This window comes from Paenibacillus dendrobii (genome assembly GCF_009807035.1).
Classification (GTDB): domain Bacteria; phylum Bacillota; class Bacilli; order Paenibacillales; family Paenibacillaceae; genus Paenibacillus_AQ; species Paenibacillus_AQ dendrobii.
Genome location: NZ_WUBI01000001.1, coordinates 893,388 through 917,609 on the forward strand (window position 1 = coordinate 893,388; position 24,222 = coordinate 917,609).

23 protein-coding genes are annotated in these 24,222 nt (G+C 44.5%); 6 read left to right on the forward strand and 17 right to left on the reverse strand.

Annotated features, from left to right (window positions below):
- Positions 1–30 precede the first annotated feature (30 nt).
- Both GRF59_RS29330 and GRF59_RS03765 read right to left on the reverse strand, forming a co-directional pair.
- Complete coding sequence (locus tag GRF59_RS29330) at positions 31–1,206, reverse strand: MalY/PatB family protein (RefSeq protein WP_202128483.1); 1,176 nt, start codon at positions 1,204–1,206, stop codon at positions 31–33.
- A gap of 40 nt (positions 1,207–1,246) precedes the next feature.
- Positions 1,247–1,918 carry a helix-turn-helix transcriptional regulator gene (locus GRF59_RS03765; protein WP_160496310.1) on the reverse strand — a complete coding sequence of 224 codons (672 nt, stop codon included), beginning with the start codon at positions 1,916–1,918 and terminating at the stop codon, positions 1,247–1,249.
- A gap of 520 nt (positions 1,919–2,438) precedes the next feature.
- Between GRF59_RS03765 and GRF59_RS03770 the strand changes: the two genes are divergently transcribed.
- The 3 genes from GRF59_RS03770 to GRF59_RS03780 all read left to right on the forward strand — a co-directional run bounded on the left by GRF59_RS03770 (position 2,439) and on the right by GRF59_RS03780 (position 5,662).
- Positions 2,439–3,662, forward strand: a complete 1,224-nt coding sequence (locus tag GRF59_RS03770) for a glycosyltransferase family 2 protein (protein WP_160496311.1) — start codon at positions 2,439–2,441, stop codon at positions 3,660–3,662.
- Positions 3,659–4,735: a glycosyltransferase family 4 protein gene (locus GRF59_RS03775; RefSeq protein WP_160496312.1), complete on the forward strand. Its 1,077-nt coding sequence runs from the start codon at positions 3,659–3,661 to the stop codon at positions 4,733–4,735. The genes GRF59_RS03770 and GRF59_RS03775 overlap by 4 nt, the downstream gene beginning before the upstream one ends.
- A gap of 318 nt (positions 4,736–5,053) precedes the next feature.
- Positions 5,054–5,662: a nitroreductase family protein gene (locus tag GRF59_RS03780; protein ID WP_160496313.1), complete on the forward strand. Its 609-nt coding sequence runs from the start codon at positions 5,054–5,056 to the stop codon at positions 5,660–5,662.
- Positions 5,663–5,813: 151 nt separating this feature from the next.
- Here GRF59_RS03780 and GRF59_RS03785 read toward each other — a convergent pair whose 3' ends face one another.
- Positions 5,814–7,028 carry an MFS transporter gene (locus GRF59_RS03785; RefSeq protein ID WP_237391619.1) on the reverse strand — a complete coding sequence of 405 codons (1,215 nt, stop codon included), beginning with the start codon at positions 7,026–7,028 and terminating at the stop codon, positions 5,814–5,816.
- 122 nt (positions 7,029–7,150) lie between these two features.
- Between GRF59_RS03785 and GRF59_RS03790 the strand changes: the two genes are divergently transcribed.
- Complete coding sequence (locus GRF59_RS03790; protein ID WP_160496315.1) at positions 7,151–8,038, forward strand: LysR family transcriptional regulator; 888 nt, start codon at positions 7,151–7,153, stop codon at positions 8,036–8,038.
- 255 nt (positions 8,039–8,293) lie between these two features.
- On the opposite strand, the gene GRF59_RS03795 is transcribed toward GRF59_RS03790, so the two are convergent.
- The 3 genes from GRF59_RS03795 to GRF59_RS03805 form a co-directional block, all read right to left on the reverse strand.
- The gene (locus GRF59_RS03795) at positions 8,294–10,126 is read right to left on the reverse strand and encodes a hypothetical protein (protein ID WP_160496316.1); all 1,833 of its coding nucleotides are present in this window, start codon (positions 10,124–10,126) and stop codon (positions 8,294–8,296) included.
- Between the two features lie 317 nt (positions 10,127–10,443).
- Entirely contained in the window at positions 10,444–10,926 is a 483-nt protein-coding gene (gene ybaK, locus GRF59_RS03800; RefSeq protein ID WP_160498105.1) for a Cys-tRNA(Pro) deacylase, read from the reverse strand.
- A gap of 111 nt (positions 10,927–11,037) precedes the next feature.
- Positions 11,038–11,595 carry a GNAT family N-acetyltransferase gene (locus tag GRF59_RS03805; protein WP_160496317.1) on the reverse strand — a complete coding sequence of 186 codons (558 nt, stop codon included), beginning with the start codon at positions 11,593–11,595 and terminating at the stop codon, positions 11,038–11,040.
- A 179-nt stretch (positions 11,596–11,774) separates the two neighbouring features.
- Here GRF59_RS03805 and GRF59_RS03810 point away from each other — a divergent pair, with 179 nt between their 5' ends.
- Positions 11,775–12,092, forward strand: coding sequence for a hypothetical protein (locus GRF59_RS03810; protein WP_160496318.1), 318 nt, complete (start codon positions 11,775–11,777; stop codon positions 12,090–12,092).
- A gap of 105 nt (positions 12,093–12,197) precedes the next feature.
- On the opposite strand, the gene GRF59_RS03815 is transcribed toward GRF59_RS03810, so the two are convergent.
- From GRF59_RS03815 to GRF59_RS03865, 11 genes are all read right to left on the reverse strand, one after another.
- Complete coding sequence (locus GRF59_RS03815) at positions 12,198–12,557, reverse strand: MmcQ/YjbR family DNA-binding protein (RefSeq protein WP_160496319.1); 360 nt, start codon at positions 12,555–12,557, stop codon at positions 12,198–12,200.
- Between the two features lie 126 nt (positions 12,558–12,683).
- Positions 12,684–13,676, reverse strand: a complete 993-nt coding sequence (locus GRF59_RS03820; protein WP_160496320.1) for a phage baseplate protein — start codon at positions 13,674–13,676, stop codon at positions 12,684–12,686.
- Between the two features lie 162 nt (positions 13,677–13,838).
- Complete coding sequence (locus GRF59_RS03825) at positions 13,839–16,190, reverse strand: helix-turn-helix domain-containing protein (RefSeq protein ID WP_160496321.1); 2,352 nt, start codon at positions 16,188–16,190, stop codon at positions 13,839–13,841.
- 124 nt (positions 16,191–16,314) lie between these two features.
- Positions 16,315–17,928 carry an extracellular solute-binding protein gene (locus tag GRF59_RS03830; RefSeq protein WP_202128484.1) on the reverse strand — a complete coding sequence of 538 codons (1,614 nt, stop codon included), beginning with the start codon at positions 17,926–17,928 and terminating at the stop codon, positions 16,315–16,317.
- Positions 17,929–17,956: 28 nt separating this feature from the next.
- Positions 17,957–18,835, reverse strand: a complete 879-nt coding sequence (locus tag GRF59_RS03835; protein WP_160496322.1) for a carbohydrate ABC transporter permease — start codon at positions 18,833–18,835, stop codon at positions 17,957–17,959.
- 18 nt (positions 18,836–18,853) lie between these two features.
- Positions 18,854–19,753 carry an ABC transporter permease gene (locus tag GRF59_RS03840; protein WP_160496323.1) on the reverse strand — a complete coding sequence of 300 codons (900 nt, stop codon included), beginning with the start codon at positions 19,751–19,753 and terminating at the stop codon, positions 18,854–18,856.
- A gap of 324 nt (positions 19,754–20,077) precedes the next feature.
- Positions 20,078–21,058: an aldo/keto reductase gene (locus GRF59_RS03845; protein ID WP_160496324.1), complete on the reverse strand. Its 981-nt coding sequence runs from the start codon at positions 21,056–21,058 to the stop codon at positions 20,078–20,080.
- A 71-nt stretch (positions 21,059–21,129) separates the two neighbouring features.
- Positions 21,130–21,774: an SDR family oxidoreductase gene (locus tag GRF59_RS03850; protein WP_160496325.1), complete on the reverse strand. Its 645-nt coding sequence runs from the start codon at positions 21,772–21,774 to the stop codon at positions 21,130–21,132.
- Between the two features lie 49 nt (positions 21,775–21,823).
- Positions 21,824–22,261, reverse strand: coding sequence for a MerR family transcriptional regulator (locus tag GRF59_RS03855; protein WP_160496326.1), 438 nt, complete (start codon positions 22,259–22,261; stop codon positions 21,824–21,826).
- 177 nt (positions 22,262–22,438) lie between these two features.
- The gene (locus tag GRF59_RS03860) at positions 22,439–23,182 is read right to left on the reverse strand and encodes an SDR family oxidoreductase (protein ID WP_160496327.1); all 744 of its coding nucleotides are present in this window, start codon (positions 23,180–23,182) and stop codon (positions 22,439–22,441) included.
- 131 nt (positions 23,183–23,313) lie between these two features.
- Positions 23,314–23,718, reverse strand: coding sequence for a MerR family transcriptional regulator (locus GRF59_RS03865; protein ID WP_160496328.1), 405 nt, complete (start codon positions 23,716–23,718; stop codon positions 23,314–23,316).
- Positions 23,719–23,896: 178 nt separating this feature from the next.
- Here GRF59_RS03865 and GRF59_RS03870 point away from each other — a divergent pair, with 178 nt between their 5' ends.
- Entirely contained in the window at positions 23,897–24,220 is a 324-nt protein-coding gene (locus GRF59_RS03870) for a carboxymuconolactone decarboxylase family protein (RefSeq protein ID WP_160496329.1), read from the forward strand.
- Positions 24,221–24,222: the final 2 nt, after the last annotated feature.

Here is a 24,222-nt window from a genome sequence, read left to right on the forward strand (position 1 = left end):
ATTCCCCCTGGGATAAAATGAAATTGTTAACTACTTCTGGTGTATAGGATAGTGATCCGCCAAGCGTTGCAGTGCCTCCCGAAGCAAAGGCCTTGGAGTACCTACGTTCAATCGGATATAGCCTTCACCATCCGCTCCGAAGGAGGTTCCGAAGCTCACACTTACCCTGCTTTTTTCTTGTATCCATTCTACTAAATCGCTTTCATGAATGCTGCAGGCAGTGCAATCCACCCATAATAAATAGGTTCCTTCAGGATGTATGACTTTGAGTTCAGGCATCTGAGCCTTGATAAATTCCATCGTATAGGCGATATTGTCCGTAACATAAGCTCGAAGCTCGTCCAGCCACTCATCGCAAGCCGTATAGGCCACTTCCAAGGCAGGCACGGAGAAAAAAGTCGGGTTGTGAATGCCTGCCTGCTGCAATCCTTCCTTAAAGCGTTCCCGCAGCTGTCCGTTTGGAATGATAATGTTGGCAATTTCCAAACTTGCGAGATTGAAGGTTTTTCCTGGAGAAGTACAGATGATCGAACGATCTGCTACCTGTTCCGACAGCTTGGCAATCACAGTATGTTCATGACCTGCATGGATGAAATCTGCATGAATATCGTCGGATACGATAAGTGCATCATATTTGATGCATAACTCGCTAATCCGCTCCAGTTCATGGATCGTCCATACTCGACCCGTCGGATTATGCGGGGAGACAAGCAAGACAATTTTCACACCCTTACTCATCTGCTGTTCCATGTCCTCAAAATCGATTTCATACCGCCCGTTTACGAGCTGAAGCGGACTCTCAACCAGCTGTCTCTCATTGATGGTAACTGCTTTGGCCACAGGTTGATAAGCCGGAGTGTGGATTAATATCCGGTCCCCTCTCTCCGTCAGGTTCTGAATAATTACCGATACGGCCTGTACGATCCGCGGGCAAAATACGATCCATTCCTGCGGCACCTGCCACTGGTAGGCTCTGGAGAGCCAATCTTGTACAGCTTCATAATATGGAGGGAACGGATCTGTGTAACCGTATATTCCATGTCCTGCCATCTCCGTTATCCGCTCCACCACAGCCGGCGGCGCCGGCAAATCCATGTCGGCTACCGAAAGCGCGATCATATCTCTCCCAAAAGACTGGGCCATGCCGTCCCATTTCGCGCTATTCGTTCCGAATCTACTGATGATCTGGTCAAAATGATATTTCATGATGTCACCTTCCTTTGATCGCACGAATACAAGTTCTAGATTATTTCAGCTTTTGCAAATAACGGTATACCGTGGGCTCCGATATCGATAAGGAGATTGCCACCTGGGATACGCCGCCTTTCAGCAAAAATACGCCCTGCTCGTTCAATTCCCGCACAAGTTCGATTTTTTCTTGAGAGGATAACCGGTCAGCCGGAATTTTAATTTTGCTGAGTACGGACGTGATCATATGCTGGAGCAGATCATCCGCGTTCCCCTGCAAATATTCCTTCGTCTGCTTGTCCTCTTGCGGCGGCTCTATCGAAGATGGAGGAAGCAGCGAGCCTCCCTGCAAAACATGCTGAATCCATTCTGCGGCGACCTCCATATGGCTAATATCAATGTTCAGGCACATCAGTCCCACCAGTTCATGCTCGTCATTTTTAATAAAAAAAGTAGACGATCTGAAGCTTTGCCCCAATTTACCCGAAGCCTTATAGTTGGCAATAAACTGTTCTTCCCGGTATGCTTCCGCTTTCAACAATTTAAGGACCAGATCCGTGGAAGCGTCTCCAACCTTTCGCCCACTGATGTGACCGTTTTCAATAAATATAATCGATCGTTCCGGGTCGCTGATATCATGTACAACCACTTCGCATTTGGGTCCGATGATGGCTGCGATAAATGAAGCAATCGGGAAAAATTTCTCAAGGAACTGACGGTTGTCATTCATGGATATTCTCTCTCTCCTTCCTGGCATGCTGTACTCGTTTCAAATCTGTATTATCAGAATAATAATTTATTATCTTGATAAAATTATATTACATCAATAAAACGGTTTCAATCCCCAATTTGCATAAAAATGATGTAAAAAACTGGGTTACCTTCGATTTTTCCAGTAAGAACAAGGCTTACAACCTCTTTTTAACGTACAAAAAAAACTTCTTCCGCTCTATAAATTGAACAAAAGAAGAGAACGTATTTCGCCTGTATTCCGGATAGAATCAAGAAGATGCAAGATTAAACTTTAGTTCATTTTATTTAGTTGAAGAAGTTTAATATGAGGGGCGTTAGCTGATAGCCGTAAGATGCCTAGACCGCTCCCTCTGTTAAAAGTATGTATATACATTGTTCGTGAACATGGGGCATTTCTATGGGTTTCTTATTTTGTTGTTAAGTATGGTCCTTAGCACAAGCAAAGCCTAATCGAAACAATAAACTGAAAACAAACCCCATCGAAAGTGGTGAATATTTTGACTGATTTGGGAGTTGTCATGCCTTTATACAAACAAAATCCGGAATTTCTGACATATGCGCTTCATTCCGTATTGAAACAAACGTATGAACATTTTAGATTCGTTATCGTGATTGATGGCGCTCCTGAGATGGAACTCTTGGTTCGATCCATCGTGAAAGATGATCCGCGGGTGATGATCATTTCATATCCAACAAACCGAGGCGTTTCCCATGCCCTTAACACAGGTTTCGATGAATTGTTCCAAGATAACGCTATCCAATTTTTGACCTGGGTTTCCAGCGACAATATATATTACCCTCAATTTCTTGAAGTTCTCCGCTCTTCCCTGCTAAGCGGGCCTAATGAATTGGGACTCGTATACAGCTCTTTTCAGACGATAGATAACCATAACGTCCCTCAGTATAATGAGACTTTTTTGAGTGAACTAAAAAAATATCAAGATCGGCCCAAAGAACAATTGCTCAATTCGTCAATCATTGGTGTATCGTTTATGTATAAAGCACAGTTTGCAAAGATGGTACAGGGTGGATACTGTCTTCCGCCGGTTGAGGATTATGATTATTGGTTGAAAATAACGGAAAACTGCGAAATTAAATATATTCCCATTGAATTAATGGATTATCGTGTCGACTCCACTTTCAGTGTATCTGCTCAATTGAAAACAACCGATGCCCATAGAAGTTGGCGCTATAATTATCATTTGGCCAGACATTCGGCAAGATCTCGGAGAGGAATTTCACCACAAATCAGTATTCTCTTCCCGGTCTCCAACGTGACGGATGATGTCATCCACCGGATCGAAAATCTTTACGAACAAGCATTCAGTAATTATGTTTGCCATATCCTTGATCTGTCCTATGATATGCACGTTCAAACCATATTGTCGCAAATTCCTCATCCTACAACTTGCTTTCATTGGTATCCCGGTCTCCAAGCAGAAAAGGCAGTATTGTATGCAGCTCAAGAACTCTCGACCCCTTATGCCATGCTGGTTGATTCTGTTGAATTCACGTACGTCATGGATCTGCAATTCTTATATGATCAACTGCATCAAGCGGTACCCAGCTTATGGTCAAGTTATTATACAGAAGATCATTCGGAAGTAGGTTTCCGAACGGAATTGACGTTAGAGCCTTTGCACAGCAATGAATTATTTCGTACCCCCACAATGATCGATATGTTCATGCATATTTTAGAGAAACTCGGTGATGCGTTATGAAAGTGTTGTTTACTTTTTTTAATCCAAGCGGCGGTATGGAGACACTAAACCGAGTCCGAAGCAAGGCATTGATGGAAAAAGGGATCGAATGTCATCTGCTGTATAACCTTGATGGGCAGGGCCGGAAGAATATTGAGAATATACCGACATTCATACTGAGTGATGAGTCAAAAATCCGTCATCTGATTGAACGCGAGAAATATACCGCTATTGTTGTTTGCACAGATATTAAAATGTTGGAACGAATGAGAAATATAGGTTACTCGGGGGTTCTAATTTACGAAGTGCAAGGTCTAGGGACACCGGAAGAAACGGATTTCATACTTCAGAATTACAAATTGAATATCGAAAGGCTTGCCGACGCACTTCTTTACCCCAGAAACCCTTATCTAACCAAATTACTTGGCTCATATTTTCCGAATATTCCTCAATTTAGTTTTGATGATCCACTCGATAGCGGGCATTTCGGCTATATAAAATGTCCTCCTACTTCTTCCCCGATTATCGGTTGGGTAGGTCGCATCCAACAAAATAAAAATTGGCGCGAATTTCTTCAGATTGGAGAGAGGCTAGTCCAACTTAATCCCGAAATGCGCCTTTGGTTTTTTGACGATGACACATTAGCCCACCCCAATGAACTCCAATCATTTCATCAATTTCTTTCCGCTTCCCCACTTTTGTCTGCAAGGCTTATACGTAACTCTAGTGTCCCGCATAAACATATGGCTGCATATTTGAGCATGATTGGAGATTCCGGAGGACTCCTGATCTCAACTTCCATTCATGAGGGATTCGGATATATCGTAGCCGAGAGTATGCTCTGTCGCTGTCCGGTTCTTAGCACAAACTCTGGCGGTGTTCAGAGGTTAATTTATAACGATCTCACAGGGAAATTTTATACGCTGGGAAATATCGAAGAAGCGGTTCAAAAAGCGCTGTCTCTCATGATTGATATTAATCATCGAAATTGGCTTACCCAAAACGCTGAGGCTCATATTAAAAAGCACTTTTCTACTGATTTCTACTCATATCAATTCCTTGAAATGATCAAGGTTTTAAGTAATTCTTCCTAAAGGAATTAGAAAAAATGATTATACCCTTTTGTATCTTGATGTAGAACTAAAAAACTCATGTAATATGTCTATGAAAAGTAACAGGCCACGATATACGTGGCCGTAATGTTTCTAAAAAATCCACTCTTGGACTTATCGTTATGGCACCTCAACAAATCGGACAAGCTTAAGTTCGTTCGCTTGGCGTTCGAAAATTATTCTATTTGACGAAATCCGAGTTTGGACATATATTTAATTATGTTTAAATGGTAAGTTGTTATTTTAAAGTAAGTAAGTCTTATAAAAAATGAATTCATCTGTGGAAGGGGATATTCCTATATGAGCAATCTGCAAGCAATCAATAAAATTGCGGCCGAAGTGGAAGGCCAACGCAATTCTGAATATTCGGTAAGCCCTCTTTTTTTGAATCGCTGGTCAACGCGCGCCTTTTCGGACCGTAAAATTAGCGATCAGGATCTATATACCGTGCTGGAAGCCGCACACTGGGCACCGTCATCTTTCAATGATCAACCTTGGCGCTTTATTGTTGCCAAAACCGAAGAGCAGCTGAGCGTATTCCATCAATTCATCAACGAATTCAATTTGACCTGGGTATCCAGCGCCCCTGTTCTGATCGTTGTCGCTTCCGACAAACTGAGAGCAAACGGCGACCCGAACGGTGCCCATGCTTTCGACGCCGGGGCAGCTTGGGCTTCAATGGCAATTCAAGCAACGATGTTGGGATTGTTCACGCATGCCATTGGAGGGTTTGATCGCAATAAAGCCCGGCAAATGCTAAACATTCCAGAAAACTTTGAGCTGCATGCCGTTATCGCTCTCGGGTACCAAGGAGATAAATCCGTCCTGCCGGAAGCAATCCAGCAGCGTGAAGTGCCGAATACCCGCCGTCCGCTGAATGAACTTGTTTTTGAGGGGAAAATCGAGTAGTCACCCTAATGTTGTAACTTTACATGAGGCAAATACAGATAAATGGTATAAAAGCTGGCCATACGGCCAGCTTTTGTTGTATCACGATCCTCTAACTCATATCAAAATCAATAATGATGACAGGTTCGATGCTTCAACCTTATGTTTACCTTTAATGCTTCACGACCTCGGTTGATGTATTATTCAATGTCTTTACAACAGTATGCCGTTTATGATGAATAAAATAGTAAACGATGATGGATGCCAATGCGACGATGCCAGCGGCAGCAAACATCGTACGATAATTGGAATGGGAGCTAATGAATCCCATAACATACGAGCCTACTCCATATCCTAGATCGAACAACAAAAAGAACGTACCGTTGGCCGCACCCGTACGATGGATGGGAGACAGTTTCATAGCCAGAGCTTGGATACAAGGAAAAAGAGCTCCATAACCAATTCCCATGAAAGCGCCTGACAACAGCACCATGGCTCCCGAATGGGACTGACTCAATAAAAGCAGGCCAAGTCCAAACAGTATGAAGCCAGGATAGAACAAAACATGCTCGTTATATCTGTCAAATATTTTCCCGACCAGCGGCCTGAACACGACAATCATAATGGCAAATACGATAAAGAATGTGCCGGCGACTTTGGACTGATGAATCTCATTGGCAAATGGCGCAATGAATCCGGCAATCGGGCTATAAGAAAAAGCCAGCACGAATCCCACGATTGAAATGGGCAAAGCTTTCAGTTCAAAGATTTCTCGCAGACTAAATCTACTTTTCGCGGCAGCTTGTGTTGGTTTAACGGATGGTTCGCGATCATTGATCGGTAATGCAAACAACAATGAAAGAAACGCAATCAGAGCAATGGCCGATAATAGCAGCGTTCTGTTTTTATCCTGCCACAATAACAGTCCGAACGCCGGACCAATAACCATGGCAATGCTCATAAACATGCTATAATAACCCATCCCCTCACCTTTTCGAGCGCCCGGAATCATGGAAGATGCAATCGTACTCGTTGCCGTCGAGGCAATGGCATAACTCATGCCGTGAAGAAACCTAATCATAAGGAATATCGTTATTCCATTTGCCCCGAAGTAACTCATGCAAGCAAGCAGGAATATCACAAGCCCGATCAGCGCCATTTTCTTCATGCCGAAACGGTCTACCCATAATCCCGATAACGGCCTGATCAGAACGCCTCCAATCACATAAATCGTGATCACCAGCCCCATCTGCTGTGCATTACCGCTTAATTGATCTCCCACATATAATGGGAAGGCCGTGGCCGTCACATAAAAGGTCAGGAACATGAAAAAACTGCTCAAACAGACAATCACAAAATTTTTGGTCCATATCTTTCCTTCTAACATTCTCTCTACTCCGTCCTTTCCGAATCAACAGCATGTGAAATATTATACAAAATAACTGTATATCATGTATAATACTAATTATATGATTTATATATAATATTCACGTGATATAGGAGGCGGAGATGGAGTTTTTGCAACTGAAATATTTTCAAGCTGTTGCGGAGCAGGAGAACATGACGAAAGCATCCAACCTGTTAAATGTCTCTCAACCTTCGCTTAGTAACTCGATACAAAGGCTGGAAAAAAAATTAGGCGTCCCTCTGTTTGATCGGCATGGTAGACACCTTAAATTAAATGCTTTCGGGACAGTATATCTGGATAAAGTTAAAGAGGCTTTTAGGGCATTGGAAGAAGGCGAAACGGAAATCAAAGAAATGGCTGGTTTAAACCGGGGACATTTAAGGATTTGCATGATGCTGCCTCATATTTTGCCGACGCTCCTGAAAGAATTTTTGGCTCGACATCCCCAAGTCCGAATATCGCAGCGCCAACCCAGCACCACGCTGGAAATGAAAAAAGAACTGGAAAAATCGAATACGGACTTTTGCTTGTCCACCTACCCCATCACCGGTCCCGACATTGAATGGTTGACCTTAGTGGAAGAGGAAATGCGCTTAACCGTGCCCAAGAATCATCCTTTGGCCGCAAGGGATAGCGTTCATTTGAGCGAAGTGGCTGGCGAGCCCTTTATTTCCGTACCTGTAAGCTCAACTTTCCGTGAAATTACGGATGAATATTGCCGCCAGGCAGGCTTCGAGCCGAACATTGCTTTTGAACTGGAAGAAACGAGTGCCATTCAAACCTTGGTTGAAATGGGGCTCGGCGTCACGCTGACGCTTCCCCTATCGTTAGGAACCAGAGCCTTAAATAAGGATACCGTCCAGATCAAAATCATCGAATCGATTTGCATAAGAACTTTCGGAATCGCTTGGAACCGGAAGCACTATTTGTCGCAAGCAGCCGTTCATTTTCTCCATTTTGTAAAAGAGTTTTTTGCACATTATAAGTGAAAACGTATCGCTAGCGGTACATCAACGATTTGATTTCAAATGATTCACCCCACTCGCCCGCCGGAAAAACAAATGATTTCAAAGTTGTCTGCGGTGCTAGTGAATGTAGCTTCTTCCCATTCCCTTTCCCAGTAAGATCTGATATGCCCGTGATGTTCGCCACAAAATAAAGAAAAAAGCCTGAATCATCAGGCTTTTCATATGCTTCTTTGTTCTCATCGACAATGCGAAATGGGCAGTCCGCTATTCTGCAGGTCATTGATACTCTGAATGTTCCATATTCAGCAGTGCATTCTCTTGTGGAGCAGTTGCACGGACGACCTGTACATCAGCAGAAGTACGGCTACCTTTGTATTGTGCATAAATTCGCGTGACTCCCAGCTTATGACCAATCAGGTTTCCTTCCTGGTCCACGATGGCGATGTCCGGATGATTGCTGGTAAATGTCGTCAGCTTGGTAATATCCGTTGACTCTTGCGTTTTATAGTCATACAATGTGACCTTCAAATCGAGCATTGAACCTTCCGAAACTGAATATTCAGACGAATCAAGCATAATATAGCCATTCACTGGTTCGAATTCGTCCGTATTTTCAGGTAAAACTGTAACATTGATTCTTGCTTCGAACCCTTCATAGATTGCTTCGACATACGTTTGTCCCGGCTGATTCCCCGTAATCCGGCCCAATGCGTCGACACTTGCGATGACCTCGTCACCCGAGGCATACATCGCAGCACTGGACAAATCTTCTTTACTTCCGTCGTCATATACGGCTTGAAGCACGGTAGAAGCGCTAGTGCCAGCTTTTATTTTCTTTGCTATATCCGTAAACGAGATGCCTGACAGAGCACGTTCGCCAGGTGTTTGATCCCCGGGAGGAGATAGTTTCATAAGCTGGAATTTATACTTGTCTCCCCGCAAGACCGTACCCGGAAAAATAAATCCGCCATCCGCTGTCCCCTCCGCTCTACCGACGTTCTTGATCGGAGGACCTTTAAACAGCTCCCGGCTGATCAGCCCACCGTTCGTATTCACTCGTAATACGCCGTACTGCGATTTTCGCTCATTTAAACTGTTGGTGATGATGTGTTCCCCGAGCATCGCATATCCATCCTTTGTGCGGACCAGACGGGTATACATTTCGGAATTATCGCCGTCCCTGTAAGTCTTTTCCCACTGCACCTGTCCTTCAAGGTCAATTTTGGTGAGTAATACCGATCTTTTATCGTTGATGTTTTTTCGGCTTAAGACTGCATACCCTCCATCATCCGATGATACAATCGAATACGCAGTCCACTGGCTGCGCGGATCAACACGCTCTTTCGACCATACTTCTTTGCCCTGCTCGTCGAGCTTCAGAATCAGCATCGCATCGAAATCCTTGGATTCATACTCGGCCATACCCGTATGGCCAACAGCGATAAATCCGCCATCGCTTGCGGGTATCAGATCAGTGAAAAAGTCGCTTCCCGTGAATGGGTATTTGTTATACCATACCTCGTTTCCGTCCGCATCGATTTTCAAGATGTATGCTTGCTCATAAGCAACCCAGCTCACAATCCCTCTCCCGGCAATTAAAAAGCTGCCGTCATCTGTCTCCAGTGCGGATACCGGGGTGCTGTCGATTGCAGGGTCCTCCTTGACCTGTTCCCATAGTACCTTGCCTGACGAATCTAATCTAATCAAGTAAAGCTCGTCTTTCCGTTCGAATTCAGACCTCGATGATCCTAAGACGAGATAACCACCGTCTTTCGTTTCCTTGGCCAGATATGCCGTATTACTCGTATAGTTATGAGAGAGCTTTTGCTCCCATTCGACCCGGCCTTTAGCATTCACCTTCATAACATAGGCCTTTTGAAATGGATAGTCCCCGATGTTGTCAGCTTCGTTCACAGTCCCTGTTGCCAAATAGCCTCCATCAGAAGTTGAAATCACGCTCTTCCCAGTGGAATCGCTTCCATAATCCCTGGACCATTCGACAACAGATTGCGTCCCATTAGCTGCAGCTGAGCCCAAACCGACACCTAAATACATCAACAGGGAAGCGGCCAAGCAACCACTCAGCAGTTTCGATAAAAATTTACCCACTAGCCCACTCCTTTCGAAAACCGGATAATTTTAAACGTGAGAATATGACGAAATTCTCAGGCTCCATTCATTATCCATTCGCAATCCTTCCATTTGTATCCAACCAACATCACATTTCCTTGTTACATTGGTATGATTTGTAACCTAATACTTTAGACTGGCTAGGTTTGAAAATCAGTGGGATTGCAGTTAGCTGACAATATTAAAAAAGCTGGCCTAATGGCCAGCTTTCTTGTACTCGGGTTCTCTCCACTCTAACAAAATCGATTGTGATGACCATTAAGAATCCATACCCAGATTCGATCGAACCAGCAGGCTCACATGTCTTTTGCCAGATCTGCAACCGTTACCCGAATTACCTTCTGTAAATCCCTAAGGGGCAGTTGTACCTGATACCCTACTCGACCGCCGGAAAAACAAATCGTTTCAACGTTGTCTGCGGTGCGGTCTATGAAGGTTCTAAACTGCTTTTTCATACCAATAGGCGAACAACCTCCGTGAATATAACCTGTTAAGGGAAGCAGTTCCTTTTGCGCGATCATGTCCAATGATTTTTCGCCAGCAGCCTTAGCCGCCTTTTTTAAATCAAGCTCTTTGTCACTTGGAACCATGAAGACATAGTGTTCTTTGGTTCGACCCTCGGTAACCAGAGTCTTGTACACCATCGCAAGTTCATGTCCAAGAGAATTGGCTACTTCAACGGCATTTAGCATGCTATTGTCGTAGGTATGAATACGGTATTCAATCTTCTTTTGGTCGAGAATTCTCATGACATTGGTTTTATCCGTATTTTTACTCATCATAATCACCATATATGATCATAACACATCTCATTTTCTCATACATATGGACCCCCTCGAATCTCTTCTGTCATGTGGTTGCCCATTTCATCAAATGAACTTGTCATTCTCTCAATCATGGGAGGATAAAAGAAATTCATCCTTTAACAGACCATAATGAACGAGGTCCTCAAATTGGTCCCATTTTCGAATATGCTGTCTTAATAACCCTTCATATTTCATGCCTAACTTCTCCATGACTTTACCTGAAGCTGGATTCTTTCCCAGATGACAGGCATAAACCCGGTGCAAATTCAGTTCTGTGAATGCATATTTTACGATTCCTCTGGCTGCTTCTGTACAATATCCATGATTTATGTATGATTTTCCTATCCAGTACCCAAGTTCCCCGTGAGCAAACTTCTTATTGATCGCAATCCCGATCGCACCGATCAATTGCTGTTCCTCAGAAAGTACAATGGCTAATTGCAGCGACCGTTCTTCATTAAAATGATCCAGATGTGTTTGTATCCATCCTTCCGCCATTCCATCCTCATAAGGATGCGGGATGTTCATAGTCATTTCAGCAACATATGGATCGCCCGCCATTGCTTGAACGGCTTGCGCATCATCTAAGCTGAAAGGTCGTAATGTGAGTCTTTCTAATTGAATCGTCGGCAATGTCTTCATACTGATTCTCCTTTTCATCGTACTCGTAGACATCTACGTATTATTTTCAAACAATAGGACAAAAATGGGACTTTGACAACAGAAAATAATAGATTTTCACTTAAAAACATATATTTACAGTATATGATTTTTGTGTTAATTTGTTGATGTGTACCACATTTTGGTTAGGGAGCGTGTCTATGAAGAAAAGGGTAGCGGTATTTATGATTCTCTGTTTAACATTATTTGCTTTTATTCCTCTCTCAGCGTCTGCAGCTTCTACCGTTCAAGTCACAGGTCAAGGACAGCTTGTCGTTACTGGCAATTTTTTAGGTTCTTACGCTGAAGTCTACGTGACCAATCAAAATGGGCAGGAAGTGTATGACAGAATTTTTAGCTCCTATGGCGGGACAGGAACAGTCAACGCTACAATACCGAACTTACCCTACGGCACATATCGTATCATTATCGGCGGACCTGCCTTGTCATTGTCCAATCTGCAGTATGGCTTCCAATAATAATAGAAAAGCCTCGATATTCGAGGCTTTTTTTGAATTCCAAGAAAAATAGCCGTGCTTAAATAGCTCATCACTCTAGACAAGAATTGATATTACCGAATGTTGCTAGTTCGTTCCGAGTATAGATTCACGGAGTCTTTTGGGGAGATTCTTGACGACCATATCGTAAGAATGATCAATCATGTCAAAGACATCCGACACTGGCAAGGACCCATTCATCAAAATGGTGTTCCAGTGTTCTTTGTTCATATGGTAACCTGGCAGTACAGCCTCGTGTTGTTCTCTTAAGCTTTCCGCAATCACAGGGTCACATTTAAGGGTCAGGGATGAATAATCTCCTTTTTCCTCAGACAATAGCGCAAACATTTTACCCGCAATTTTGAACACCAATGGATCGGGTCCAAAGGGATAATCCTCGGTCGCTCCCTTCTTTTCTACACAGTATTTAATAATAGAATCTTTCAAATCGTACCTTCTCCTTCGCTAATCGGGCTTATTTATCTACATTATAACTGAAAGTGTTTCCGGTTTTTCTACAAAAACAAAAAAACCAACCTGGACATGCCAGGTCGGTTTTCGATGATCTGCAAATTATTTAAAGACGCTATCAGGAACGTAATAAACCTTCTGCGTATTTTTCTTATTAACCGGGTCTGTAACAATCGTGAAATATACGTTATCGTTCTTGGTTTGCACGCCTTCAATTTCATGTGTTCCGACATTCGTAATTTTCACGAGGGACTTATACGCCCCAGTGTTAGACATCATGGCAATCTGCGGAGTATCCCCTTCAGCACCGCCAGACGTATATATCTCCGTCTTACCCAGCATATCAGCCCCTTGGAAAGATCCGTTAGGTCTGACGATACCGCTACCGGTCTGTGTGAAGCTTGCAACGCAAGCATTGGTTGCCGCCGCACTATCCATACGCACCTGTTCATTTCCGTCCAGAAGCTTATTCAATGCTACCGTGTCATATATGGACCAAGTAACGGTGCCTTCTGTGGTTTGGACGCGAAAAAAGGTATAGGTACTATTGCCGCCGCCATCAACACGGTATGTCTCACCTAATCTTGCCCCGGTCTTATTGGCGTAATTCATATAAGTAAAACGATGAAGATCCGTATAATCCACAGTCTTGCCGGCTGAGTACTCAAGTCTGGCTACTTGCAGTGACCAGTTATACGTTGTTGAAGCATCCGCTTTAGAGCTGAAATAAAAGTAATTAATATCCTTGTATGTGTACATATCCAGCGTTTGACCATGGCCGGAATTGGTTATGGTCATTTCGTCAACATAGTTAGCATCTTTTCCGTCCATGAGCAATCTTGAAAGATAGACTGTTCCCCCGGATCGCTGGGTTACGTATAGATATTTTGATGCGATATATGCCTTCTGAACAGCCAGGTTGTGTTGAAGTCCTTTGAGATTGTAAGCGAGTGTGGCCGAAGCGTTTACTGTTTTCCCGGGAGTAGCCGCAAATGCGGGTATGACGGACATGCCAAAAATAAGAATCGCAAGAACGGCTGACGAGAATAATTTGAACCGCCTTTTACGAATGCCATGCGCCTGACCTTGAAACATATGCACACCTCCATTAAAAATGGTAACACCGTTGCATTGCCGAAAACTGCACCTGAAATAGCCTTAAAAGATTAAATACGCCAATTCATTACCACAAAATGGATTGATCGAATCTTGTATCACAAATTTTGTTTGATACCTTTCCGTACTGGTTTTTTTTGACTATAGACTCATCTTTTCCAGGTTATGATCCGCTCGAACGACGGTCCTGTACTGGATGGGGGTCAGTCCCTCGTTTTTCTTGAATTTGCGGATAAAATTCGTGGCATCCATATAACCGACTTCAGCGATTATATCTTTGAGCGGCGCATCGGAGCATCTGAGCAGCTCCTTAGCCCTATTCATGCGCATGGCATCGATGTACCGCATCAGTGACTGCCCTTCCGTCTCTTTGAATAAACGGGTTACATACGATGGAGATAGTCCGAACTGTCCTGATATGCTGTCCAGGGATAGAGAATGGTCGCAATAATGATCTGTAATATAGGCGAGTATTTTCTCGGTCAGACCGGTTTGCTTGCCTTCGGTAGCTTTGCCGATATAGGAACAAAGGTGTCTGCAAAGGCCGATCAGCATGTTTTCCAGCTCTTCCATTGTTTCAAATTCGGCGGCAAGCAGATCTTCAAGACGCCCGTCTCCCTGTTCGGACGAATGGATCTCCAGCTCAATGAACGTTTTAATGATGGTATTAACAATATCAAAGCATATCAATTCTGCGGCACGTAATGGGATTTCCCGGCGAACGATATTGCCGATAATATCGCAGATAACGGCCTCTGCTTCGTTACTGCGGCCACCCTTGATCGCACGCACAATCTCCGACTCCTGTTCAAGGGGATGCCAAAAGACGCTTTTTTGATCATGATGCCTGATGTCTTCATAGAGAATAATCCGATCGCCTCCTTGAATAAAGCGATATCTCGCAGCCTGACCTGCTTCAAGGAATGATTGATAGGTTTTGCCGATATCGTCATATATGCCGCCAATGCCAGCTGTTACGGATAGACTTGCGTACTGCCGGAACAGGTCCTTGGCCTTGGCGGCCAGTTCGGCCGGATGCCGCATATCATCGAAGCCCTCATTCAAGTTGAGCAGCAGGACAAAGCCGCGGTTATCAGGCAGCTCTATGCCGTAGCCCGCGCCGGATTCGAAGGACAGGTCTTCAATCATTTTCAGCAGGCTGTACTTCACGATCAGCTGCATGGATTCCGTCTGGGATCGCTTGAACTTACTGCAATCGTCGATGAGGAACATCAGCACCGTGAAAAACGGTTTATCGAGAATAACATTGGAGTGGGCAAAGGTGTCTTCCACATCTTCGGGCTTCATGCGTCCGTAAAGCAGCGAGAGCAAATGCTGTTCCTTCAAAGCGGCTCCCTGCGAATTCAGCCTGTGCAGCAAACCTTCTTTTTCACGGCTGATTTCCCCGACGGCATGGTATATCAGGTCGTATTCATCCGTTTGCCTGGGAGAATCATGAATCGGATATTGGATTTTTAATTTCGTTATCAATCGTTGCAACGGCCGGTAATTGTTCAGAGATAATGCAAAGGCCATGAGAAGTCCGATCACAAAAACAGCCGATATCGTATACAAAAAGAGCATGCGGCTGCGCTCCACTTTTCCCATAAATTGATCTGTAGGCATGACCGTGATGTATGACCAATGGTTATAATTGGATTGCAGCCTTATGATGGAATAATTGCGTCCATGTACCGAGAGTGTATCCACCGTTTTGGCAGACTGTCCGCTCATGATCCGCTGGTTAATTGCCGCCTCTGCTTCATCTCGTTCGCCATTAGCAAGTCGAAATACCTGATTGTTCCGCTCATCCAGGATATACATAAATCCGTCATAATGCTGAAGCGCAGCCTGTACGATTGAACGTACGCTCGACTCCTCAATCAGAAACAGTAGCGTCCCGTAACGGTTCTCTCTATTCATGGACAGGGGATGGATATAAACGGAGAGCTGCATTGGATTGACCTTGTTAACCATAACCGTTTCGATAGGTTTCATCATGGGAGCTTTCATTTCGGTGACAATGCCGTCCAGGTTCGATTTGCCCCAATCCGTAAATTTGTAAACGTATTCAAAAAAATCGTCTGCATTATAGGTACCGCTAGATCCATACAGACGGTCCGGATGCTGGGAGGGATAATAGATCAACAAGTCACGAATGAACATATTCGTGGACTTAAATGTTTTCAGTTCTTTCACGGTTCGATTCAGCGCATATCCGTTCTCTTCGACCATAAACGGCGTCAGTACGGGATCCGATGAAATTTGCAGCGCCATGCGGTTCATTTCGCTGATTTTGGTATCCATCGCATCTTTAATTCCCGTCAGGTTTGCAATAGTGTGATCCTGAACTTCTTCACTTAATGTGGTGAAAAAGCCTTTGTATACAATACCGCCAACAATAAGTAGAAGGACGACGATCACTGCAACATAGGATAGAAAATATTTGTAGAACCGGTACCGCATGGCCCCGCCCAGCCATTTTGCACGCATCATCTTCCCTCCTTTGCAATAGAAAGTAACCGCCTATCCCCGAAAGACTGCCAAAGCCAAAGAGAAAACGCATTTTTAGCGTTTCTGCTTTGGCAGGTTGTTACGAATTGATATGGGTGTAAGTTTATTTCGTATAACGATCATAGCCGGCTTTGTATATCTTCATATACTCGTCCAGGCCCATTTTATTGAGGGTGCTCACATAGGAATCCCAGTCGCTAAAAGAAGCGCCTCCCGTAATGAACTTCGTGGTCATTTCTTTAACATAAGTTTCGATATCTGCTCTCAGAACCGTCATTCGTTCCGTTTCATCCTTGGTGTATGTAAACGGAGGCCAAATTTCTTTGATTAGATAAGGTTCCACTTTCTTCGCGGCATCAACCGAAGCCGGCATCCCTTCGGATCCTTTAAAGTATTTCTGTTTCAAAATTCCCGGATATCCGACGCCTGGCCAGACCAAATACTGCGATACCGCTTGGTCTTGAGTCAAGCCATTCTGGTTATGCTTAATCTCATCGGAATAATCAACCACTCCGTCCGATTTTTCAACGAACGTTTTGTCTTTCACACCCATGAAAAATAGTTTGCTGCCTTCATCGCTGTAAAGATAATCAACCCAACGTACCGTAGCTTCAGGGTTCTTGTTTTTGTTCGTAATGACAAATTGCCCCGGGTTGCCCACGGAAGATCCGATATAGGAATACATTTGATCCCCATGCGGCCCTTTTAATGCAGATGCTCCAATATATCCTTTTAGATTGGAATAGACTGACTCCGGGTTATAGTCGGCAATAACAGCATACACACCCTGGGAGCCTTTAGCAATAATTTGATCTGCGTTCGCGGTGAAGAAGTCTCTGTCAATTAAGCCTTCGCTGTACAGCTTGTTCGTGTACTGAAGCAGCTCTTTATAGTTTGGATCGGTTGGGATGAACCGGAGTTCATTCGTTGTTGGATTGGTATCCACATACGGGTGCGTGACCCCGTGGTTACCAAGTCCCCAAGCACCCTGAAGGAAATTGCCCAGATACGCCCAGCCCGGACCTCCACCAAGCGGGATCGTTTTCGGATCTTTCGCTTTAATGGCTTTCAAGAAATCATAGAATTCATCCGTCGTTTTCGGTTCGGAAAGTCCCGTTTTCGTAAACCAGTCCGGGTTATACCACATAAACGCGCCTGTCAGCATCGATGTGAAATTGGGGTCGGTGACCGTCGGGAATGAGTAGATATTACCGTCTGGCATCGTAATCGCTTTTTTGACCTCGGGGTATTCCTCAAGCAGCTTCTTGAAGTTTGGAGCATATTTGTCGATATAATCGTTGAGATTGAGGAAAACGCCCTGTTCACCGTACATCATCAGATCGGAAGCCGAAAGTCCATTTCCGTATAATGCATCCGGATAATCGCCGCCCGCGAGAAGAATGTTCCTCTTCTCTACCAGATTGTCTCTATCAATCGTATTCCATTTCACATGGACATTCGTCAGCTTCTCATATTCCTGCCAGATCAGGATATTGTTCCAATCGGAAGCCGCAAATCGTTTAGGAGCGAAAAACTCCAGGTTGATCGGGCTCTGCACGATTGGCATCCCTTCAGTGCTGACCTCGTTTGAGACGGAAGCTTGATTGTCGCCTTGCGGAGCTGAAGTACCATTGCTGCCGCATGCAGCAAATAGTGAGCTAGCAGCCAGTACAAGAGAACTGAGCATTATTATAGATTTTTTGCGACGCTTTATCATTAAGTCTCCTCCTTCAAATCATATATTCTCAACCTTTGATCGCTCCGATGGTCATCCCCTGCACAAAATAGCGCTGAAGGAACGGATATAACAGGAAGACCGGTAAGTTTGCTACAACAACTACTGCATATTTGACGGCTTGCCCGTACATGATCTGTTCAGAGAGCGACGTTGCGCCACCGGCCATTTTATCCATCTGATTCTGAATCAGAATCTCCCGCAAGAAAAGTTGAAGTGGAAATTTAGCCCGGTCGGTTAAGTAGATCAGGGCAGAAAAATATGAATTCCAATGATCCACGCAATAGAACAGCGTCATGACGGCAAGGATCGGCATCGATAAGGGCATCATCACCCTAAGTAAAATTCCCGTATGGGAACATCCGTCGATCATCGCCGCTTCCTGAACCTCGATCGGCACGCTTTCCTTGAAGAACGTCCTCATAATGATGATATTGTATACGGCTACCGCATTCGGAATGACGAGCGACCACATCGTATTCAGCATCCCCATCTTCTTGATAATAAGGTAGGTGGGAATCATGCCGCCGGAAAAGAACATCGTGAAGACCATAATGAACATGATGACGTTTTTGCCTGCGAACTTGCTGCGTGACAGCGGATAGGCTGCCAGTATGGTCATCACGAGATTGATGGATGTTCCAACCACCGCATACAGAATCGTGTTGCCGTAACCCACCAGAATATCGTGGTTCTGAAATACCTTCTGGTAACCCACAAAGGTCAATTGTTTGGGGAACAACCACATTTCTCCACTAGAGACGACCAATTGGTTGGAGACCGAAGCGGATATTACGAAAATGAGCGGATACAAGACAATCGCCAATATAACCAAAAGAAGAGTATTATTCACAATCCCGAAGATTTTATCACCGCGTGTTTCACCCATAGGAATGAGTCCTCCTTTCTACCAAAGACTGGTGGAGCCGACCCGTTTTGCAACGAGATTCACGGCTACGATAATGATAAAATTGACAATGTTAGAGAACAATCCAACAGCGGCCGAGAAGCTGTACTGGGCACCCAGAAGCCCGCTGCGGTATACATAGGTAGCGAATACATCCGAGCTTTCCAGGTTCATATCGTTCTGCATCAGAAACACCTTCTCAAATCCTACACTCAGAATCGAGCCCGTATTGAGAATGAGCAGAATAATGATGGTCGGCAATATACAGGGGAGATTTATATGCCAAATCCGCTGCAACCGGGTCGCGCCATCCACTCGTGCAGCCTCATGCAGCTGCGGATCGACGCCGGAGAGTGCAGCTAAATAGATAATGGAGCTCCAGCCCATCTGCTGCCACACACCTGAAAAAACATAAAGTGATTTGAACCATGACGGTTCTGTCATGAACGATATCGACTGACCCCCAAATGCTTTGACGATCTGGTTAATCATCCCCGTTTCGGGCGTCAGGAAAATAACAAGAATACCTACAAGGACAACCGTAGAAAGAAAGTGTGGAGCATAGGTAACGGTCTGGACGACCTTTTTGAACTTCTTGATACGCACCTCGTTAATCATCAGCGCCAGTATAATAGGTACCGGAAATCCGACGATCAGCTGAAACAAACCAATGCCCAGCGTATTCTTAATGAGGCGCCAAAAATAATAACTGTGATAAAAACGCTCAAAATGCTTGAGCCCTACCCAGGGCGATCCAAGAATCCCTTTGGTCGCGACAAAATCTTTGAAAGCAATTTGTACGCCATACATCGGGATATAATGAAAAACGATAAAATAAACGATGACGGGCAAAATCAGAGCATAGAGCTCCCAATTCGATCGAAACCATTTGAGTGACATTGTAAGCCCCCTTGATGAACGTTACTGATGGTACCGCATAATCATTCATGTCATTAATAAATATAATGTAAGCGTTTTACTTTGTGAACGGCCTGGACACAATTTCATTCTAGAGGAACCGTTCACAACGTGTCCATCGGCAGATTTTTCTCGATCGGCTTTTCTGTTCACGTGGCTGTTGAAGCCTGTAATGACGGGAAAAATGAAGATTTACGGATCAAAAAAAGAGCCCCCACGAAAGGGCCCTTCTGGTGATATTTTGCTGTTCGAAGTGATAAATCGAATGATGCCAGCTCTACCTTTTTGAGCCTATTTCACTCCTGCTTACTCGGCCCCGACGATCCGATGGGGAATATACGACGCTTCCAAAGATTCAACTTCTTCCGGCGTCAATTGAATCGAAAGTGCAGCTGCCGCATCTTCCAGATGGGATATTTTAGTCGCGCCGATAATAGGGGCCGTTACCGGTTCTTTCTGAAGCAGCCAGGCTAGCGCAATTTGGACGCGGGGAACGCCCCGCTTCTCTGCGATGGCCGCAACCTGCTCCACGATCAACCGGTCTGCATTCGCAGTCGCATCATATTTGGATTTCTGAACATGATCGGTTTCGGAACGATGCGTCGTTTCTACCCAATCCCGCGTCAATCTTCCGGATGCTAGCGGGCTATAGGGTATCACGCCGATCTTTTCTTCTTTGCACAGAGGCAGCATTTCCCTTTCCTCTTCGCGATAGATGAGGTTTAAATGATTTTGCATGGATACAAAACGAGTCCATCCATTTCTCTCAGCTACATGGAGCGCCTTCAGGAATTGCCATGCGTACATGGCGGAAGCGCCTATGTATCTCGCCTTCCCTGCCTTCACCACGTCATGCAAGGCTTCCATCGTCTCTTCGATGGGCGTATTGTAATCCCACCGGTGAATCTGATACAGATCCACATAATCGGTTCCGAGTCTCTTCAGGCTTTTATCGATTTCACTCATAATGGCTTTCCGGGAGAGACCAGCACCATTAGGACCTTGATGCATGCGAAAATGAACCTTAGTCGCAAGGACAATTTCATCCCGGTTGGCGTAATCCTTAAGTGCTTTTCCCACAATTTCTTCGCTGGTTCCGTCAGAATACACATTGGCCGTATCAAAAAAATTGATGCCTAATTCCAGCGCATTTTTTATAATGGGACGACTGCGCTCCTCATCGAGAACCCAAGGGTGAATCCACCGGTCTGCCACACCAAAACCCATGCAGCCCAGACATAGGCGAGATACATCCAAACCTGTATTTCCGAGTTTTACGTAATCCATTTCGATTCCCCGCTTTCGATTCATTTTCAAATAATAAAAAAAGGTATCCAGCGTCGTTCAGTATTTTCTTCTTATAACGTGTTGAGTGCCTCATGAATGGGCGTTTCCCCACCAATCAGATCAAAAGCTTTACCAATCGAATGGTTATTCTCCAATGAAGCGACGACGGTGGATGCCACATCTTCACGCGGTATTTCTCCACGTTCGAGATCAACAGCGGCTTTAATCTTACCGGTTCCAGCGTCGTTGCTCAGTCGCCCTGGACGGATAATCGTATAATCAAGACCGCTCTTCTCTAACCAAACATCCGCGTAATACTTGGCGGCGCTATAGTAAGGCGCACTCTCCATCCATTGGTCCCGGTGATGAACACCAATTGCGCTGATGATAATGAAACGTTTCACCCCGGCTTGTTTGGCTGCTTCGATGGATTTGATGGCTCCGTCCAAATCTATCATCATCGTTTTATCGGCACCCGTATGACCACCTGAACCAGCCGTAAATACAATCGCATCCGCTTCCTTTGCCGCATTAGCGATGTCATCGATGCTTCCTTCCAGATCAGCAAGTACAGCTTGGACTCCCTGTTTTTCGAATTCAGCCTTCTGCTCTTCCTTTCGAACCATCGCGACCGCGGTATGCCCCTTTGATTCTTGCAGCTTCCTCACAACGTGTTGGCCAATTTGGCCATTTGCTCCAATGATCAGTACGTTCATCTCTTATCTTCCTTTCCTCAGAATAGGGTGTCGTCTTCAAGCATGAATGTCATTTGGTTTTGGGCATCACTTTTTTGGATTCGTCTTTATTTTCTTCTTTGTCAGGATAAAGGATGAAATCGTATTTATTCCCCGTTAATTGATCGTGGTAGAATAAAATCTTGCGATTCAAAATATCCAAGTTTTGCTGTAAAGCTTGAATCTCCATTTCAACGAAATGCTTGCGTTGATCTAGCAATTCAAGCCTATCAGGGATCGTCGTATCACCCATGGCCCGCCAGTCGGTATATTGCTTTAGCTCCGTCAGTGACATGCCTGTATTTTTCAAATGGAGCAAGAATTGAAACCAGCCTATATCCTGTTCGTTATACTCACGTGAATTATGCTCATTTCGATGAGGCGTAAGCAGCCCTTCCGATTCATAGTACCGGAGCGTACTCTGTTTTACACCAACGATGTCCGCAAATTCACCAATCGTATAAGCCATGTTATCCTCACCTCAATGTAAGTATTTGCATTTATCCATAGGATACACGTAAACGAGGACTGAAGCGAATGATCTCAGTTATGAAAAAGCCAAATAGAGTTCCTTATCACATGGCATGGATGAAGAAATCTATTTGGCCCTTTGCATTTTAAGTCCAAGAAGTGCTTGGATTTCGGATTAGACGACTTGCTTCGTTGGACGAATCATGATTTCGCTTACCGCAACCGTTTCAGGCGTGCTGATGGCATACGCTACGGCATCAGCAATATCGCTGGATTTCAACCCGAAGCCTTCCGTGCTTTGATTGCTTTTTAACCATTCTTGCGTTTCAGGGTCTTTAGAGGTGAGATATAATTCCGTATCTACCGCCCCGGGAGAGATAATCGTGCTTCGGATATTACTTTCGCGTTCTTCTTGACGCAGTCCTTCCATGATGGCACGGACGGCAAATTTTGTCCCGCAATATACGGCAGAACCCGGATACACCACATGTCCTGCAATGGAGTCCGTTGCTATAATATGACCGGATTGCTGTCTTTTCATGATCGGCAGAACCGCTGCGATTCCATTCAATACCCCCATGATATTGATGTCCAGCATTTGACGCCACTCTTCAAACCGTGTTTCAGAAAGTGAAGCTGTTGGCATAACGCCTGCATTATTGTAGAGAACGTCTACGCGGCCATATTTTTGAACCGCCAAGTCAATCACTGCCTGAACTTCTTCTGTATTGGTTACATCTGCGACCGCATACGAAATATTGGCATTCGGCAATGATTCCACCAGATCTTGCAGGCGATCTTCACGACGGGCGGCTATCACGATTTTGGCTCCTTCATAAGCCAGCTTCCGGGTCGTTGCCTCACCAATTCCGCTGGATGCACCCATTATAATAACTACTTTTCCTTCGATATTTGCCATTTTGATTTCCTCCTTGATGATTGATATAGCAACACTGTACAACTTAAAGTTCACTTGAAGTCAAATGCTATAACATGTATTTGAACAAAATGACTTGATATTCGCATCGTTTTCCTCTTTTTACTGAAGCTTCATTCGATATGACCAGTGCTTATTGGACTACTATTGAGTTCAGCTTCTCGTTCAAGCAATTTTCCATCGTAGTCCCCGATTTTCCCATCTAATCTTTGTATGGTCTCTTCGATCTCTTTCCTTCTCTCGATCAGCCGATCTCTTTCGTCAGCCAGGATTTTTTTACGTGCCTCTAGGGTACGTTCCCCTTCGATAAACAATGATGTATATTCAATCAACGACTCAATCGACAAACCGGCGTTGCGCATGCATTTTATGAACTCAATCCATTTCAGGTCTTCCTCATAGTAATTACGGATACCACTTGCATTTCGCTTAACCGGCGGAATTAAACCCACGCTTTCGTAATATCGGAGCGTGGCAGCGGTTAGACCCAATTGGTTTGCCGCGTGCGTAATATTCATTTTCCTCACCTCGCTAGCCTTCATGTATAGACTCTAGCACTTAAAGTTAACTTTAAGTCAAGGAAAGATACTCGGATGCAGCTTCATTTCTTGGTATTTTACCTCTTGCATTAAAGTCGACTTTAAGGTCTATACTGAATCGCGAACAAATAAACCACCGGATGGAGGTATGACCAATATGGCAGAAAAACAAACCGCAGGACGGGATTTACTCGGAGCATTCGCTCCAAAATTCGCAGAACTGAACGATGATGTTTTGTTCGGTGAAGTATGGTCCAGAGAAAAAGAACTATCTCCTCGCGATCGCAGCATGATAACCGTATCGGCATTAATCGCAGGCGGAAGCTTCGAGCAGCTCACTCCGCATCTTCAGAAAGCAAAAGCCAACGGAATAACCAAGGATGAAATCGCGGAAATCATTACTCATCTTTCGTTCTATGCAGGATGGCCCAAAGCGTGGTCAGCATTTAACATCGCAAAAGAAATCTATAAAAACGAATAGAA

Bases quoted from the DNA above. Each gene is read 5' to 3' on its own strand.
- GRF59_RS03805 (WP_160496317.1), bottom strand. From the start codon at position 11,595: ATGAAGACATTGCCGACGATTCAATTAGAAAGACTCACATTACGACCT.
- GRF59_RS03825 (WP_160496321.1), bottom strand. From the start codon at position 16,190: ATGCGTGCAAAATGGCTGGGCGGGGCCATGCGGTACCGGTTCTACAAA.
- GRF59_RS03820 (WP_160496320.1), bottom strand. From the start codon at position 13,676: ATGTTTCAAGGTCAGGCGCATGGCATTCGTAAAAGGCGGTTCAAATTA.
- GRF59_RS03780 (WP_160496313.1), top strand. From the start codon at position 5,054: ATGAGCAATCTGCAAGCAATCAATAAAATTGCGGCCGAAGTGGAAGGC.
- GRF59_RS03830 (WP_202128484.1), bottom strand. From the start codon at position 17,928: ATGATAAAGCGTCGCAAAAAATCTATAATAATGCTCAGTTCTCTTGTA.
- GRF59_RS03850 (WP_160496325.1), bottom strand. From the start codon at position 21,774: ATGAACGTACTGATCATTGGAGCAAATGGCCAAATTGGCCAACACGTT.
- GRF59_RS03835 (WP_160496322.1), bottom strand. From the start codon at position 18,835: ATGGGTGAAACACGCGGTGATAAAATCTTCGGGATTGTGAATAATACT.
- GRF59_RS03765 (WP_160496310.1), bottom strand. From the start codon at position 1,918: ATGAATGACAACCGTCAGTTCCTTGAGAAATTTTTCCCGATTGCTTCA.
- GRF59_RS03840 (WP_160496323.1), bottom strand. From the start codon at position 19,753: ATGTCACTCAAATGGTTTCGATCGAATTGGGAGCTCTATGCTCTGATT.
- GRF59_RS03810 (WP_160496318.1), top strand. From the start codon at position 11,775: ATGAAGAAAAGGGTAGCGGTATTTATGATTCTCTGTTTAACATTATTT.
- GRF59_RS03860 (WP_160496327.1), bottom strand. From the start codon at position 23,182: ATGGCAAATATCGAAGGAAAAGTAGTTATTATAATGGGTGCATCCAGC.
- GRF59_RS03785 (WP_237391619.1), bottom strand. From the start codon at position 7,028: ATGTTAGAAGGAAAGATATGGACCAAAAATTTTGTGATTGTCTGTTTG.
- GRF59_RS29330 (WP_202128483.1), bottom strand. From the start codon at position 1,206: ATGAAATATCATTTTGACCAGATCATCAGTAGATTCGGAACGAATAGC.
- ybaK (WP_160498105.1), bottom strand. From the start codon at position 10,926: ATGAGTAAAAATACGGATAAAACCAATGTCATGAGAATTCTCGACCAA.
- GRF59_RS03775 (WP_160496312.1), top strand. From the start codon at position 3,659: ATGAAAGTGTTGTTTACTTTTTTTAATCCAAGCGGCGGTATGGAGACA.
- GRF59_RS03865 (WP_160496328.1), bottom strand. From the start codon at position 23,718: ATGAATATTACGCACGCGGCAAACCAATTGGGTCTAACCGCTGCCACG.
- GRF59_RS03790 (WP_160496315.1), top strand. From the start codon at position 7,151: ATGGAGTTTTTGCAACTGAAATATTTTCAAGCTGTTGCGGAGCAGGAG.
- GRF59_RS03870 (WP_160496329.1), top strand. From the start codon at position 23,897: ATGGCAGAAAAACAAACCGCAGGACGGGATTTACTCGGAGCATTCGCT.
- GRF59_RS03855 (WP_160496326.1), bottom strand. From the start codon at position 22,261: ATGGCTTATACGATTGGTGAATTTGCGGACATCGTTGGTGTAAAACAG.
- GRF59_RS03845 (WP_160496324.1), bottom strand. From the start codon at position 21,058: ATGGATTACGTAAAACTCGGAAATACAGGTTTGGATGTATCTCGCCTA.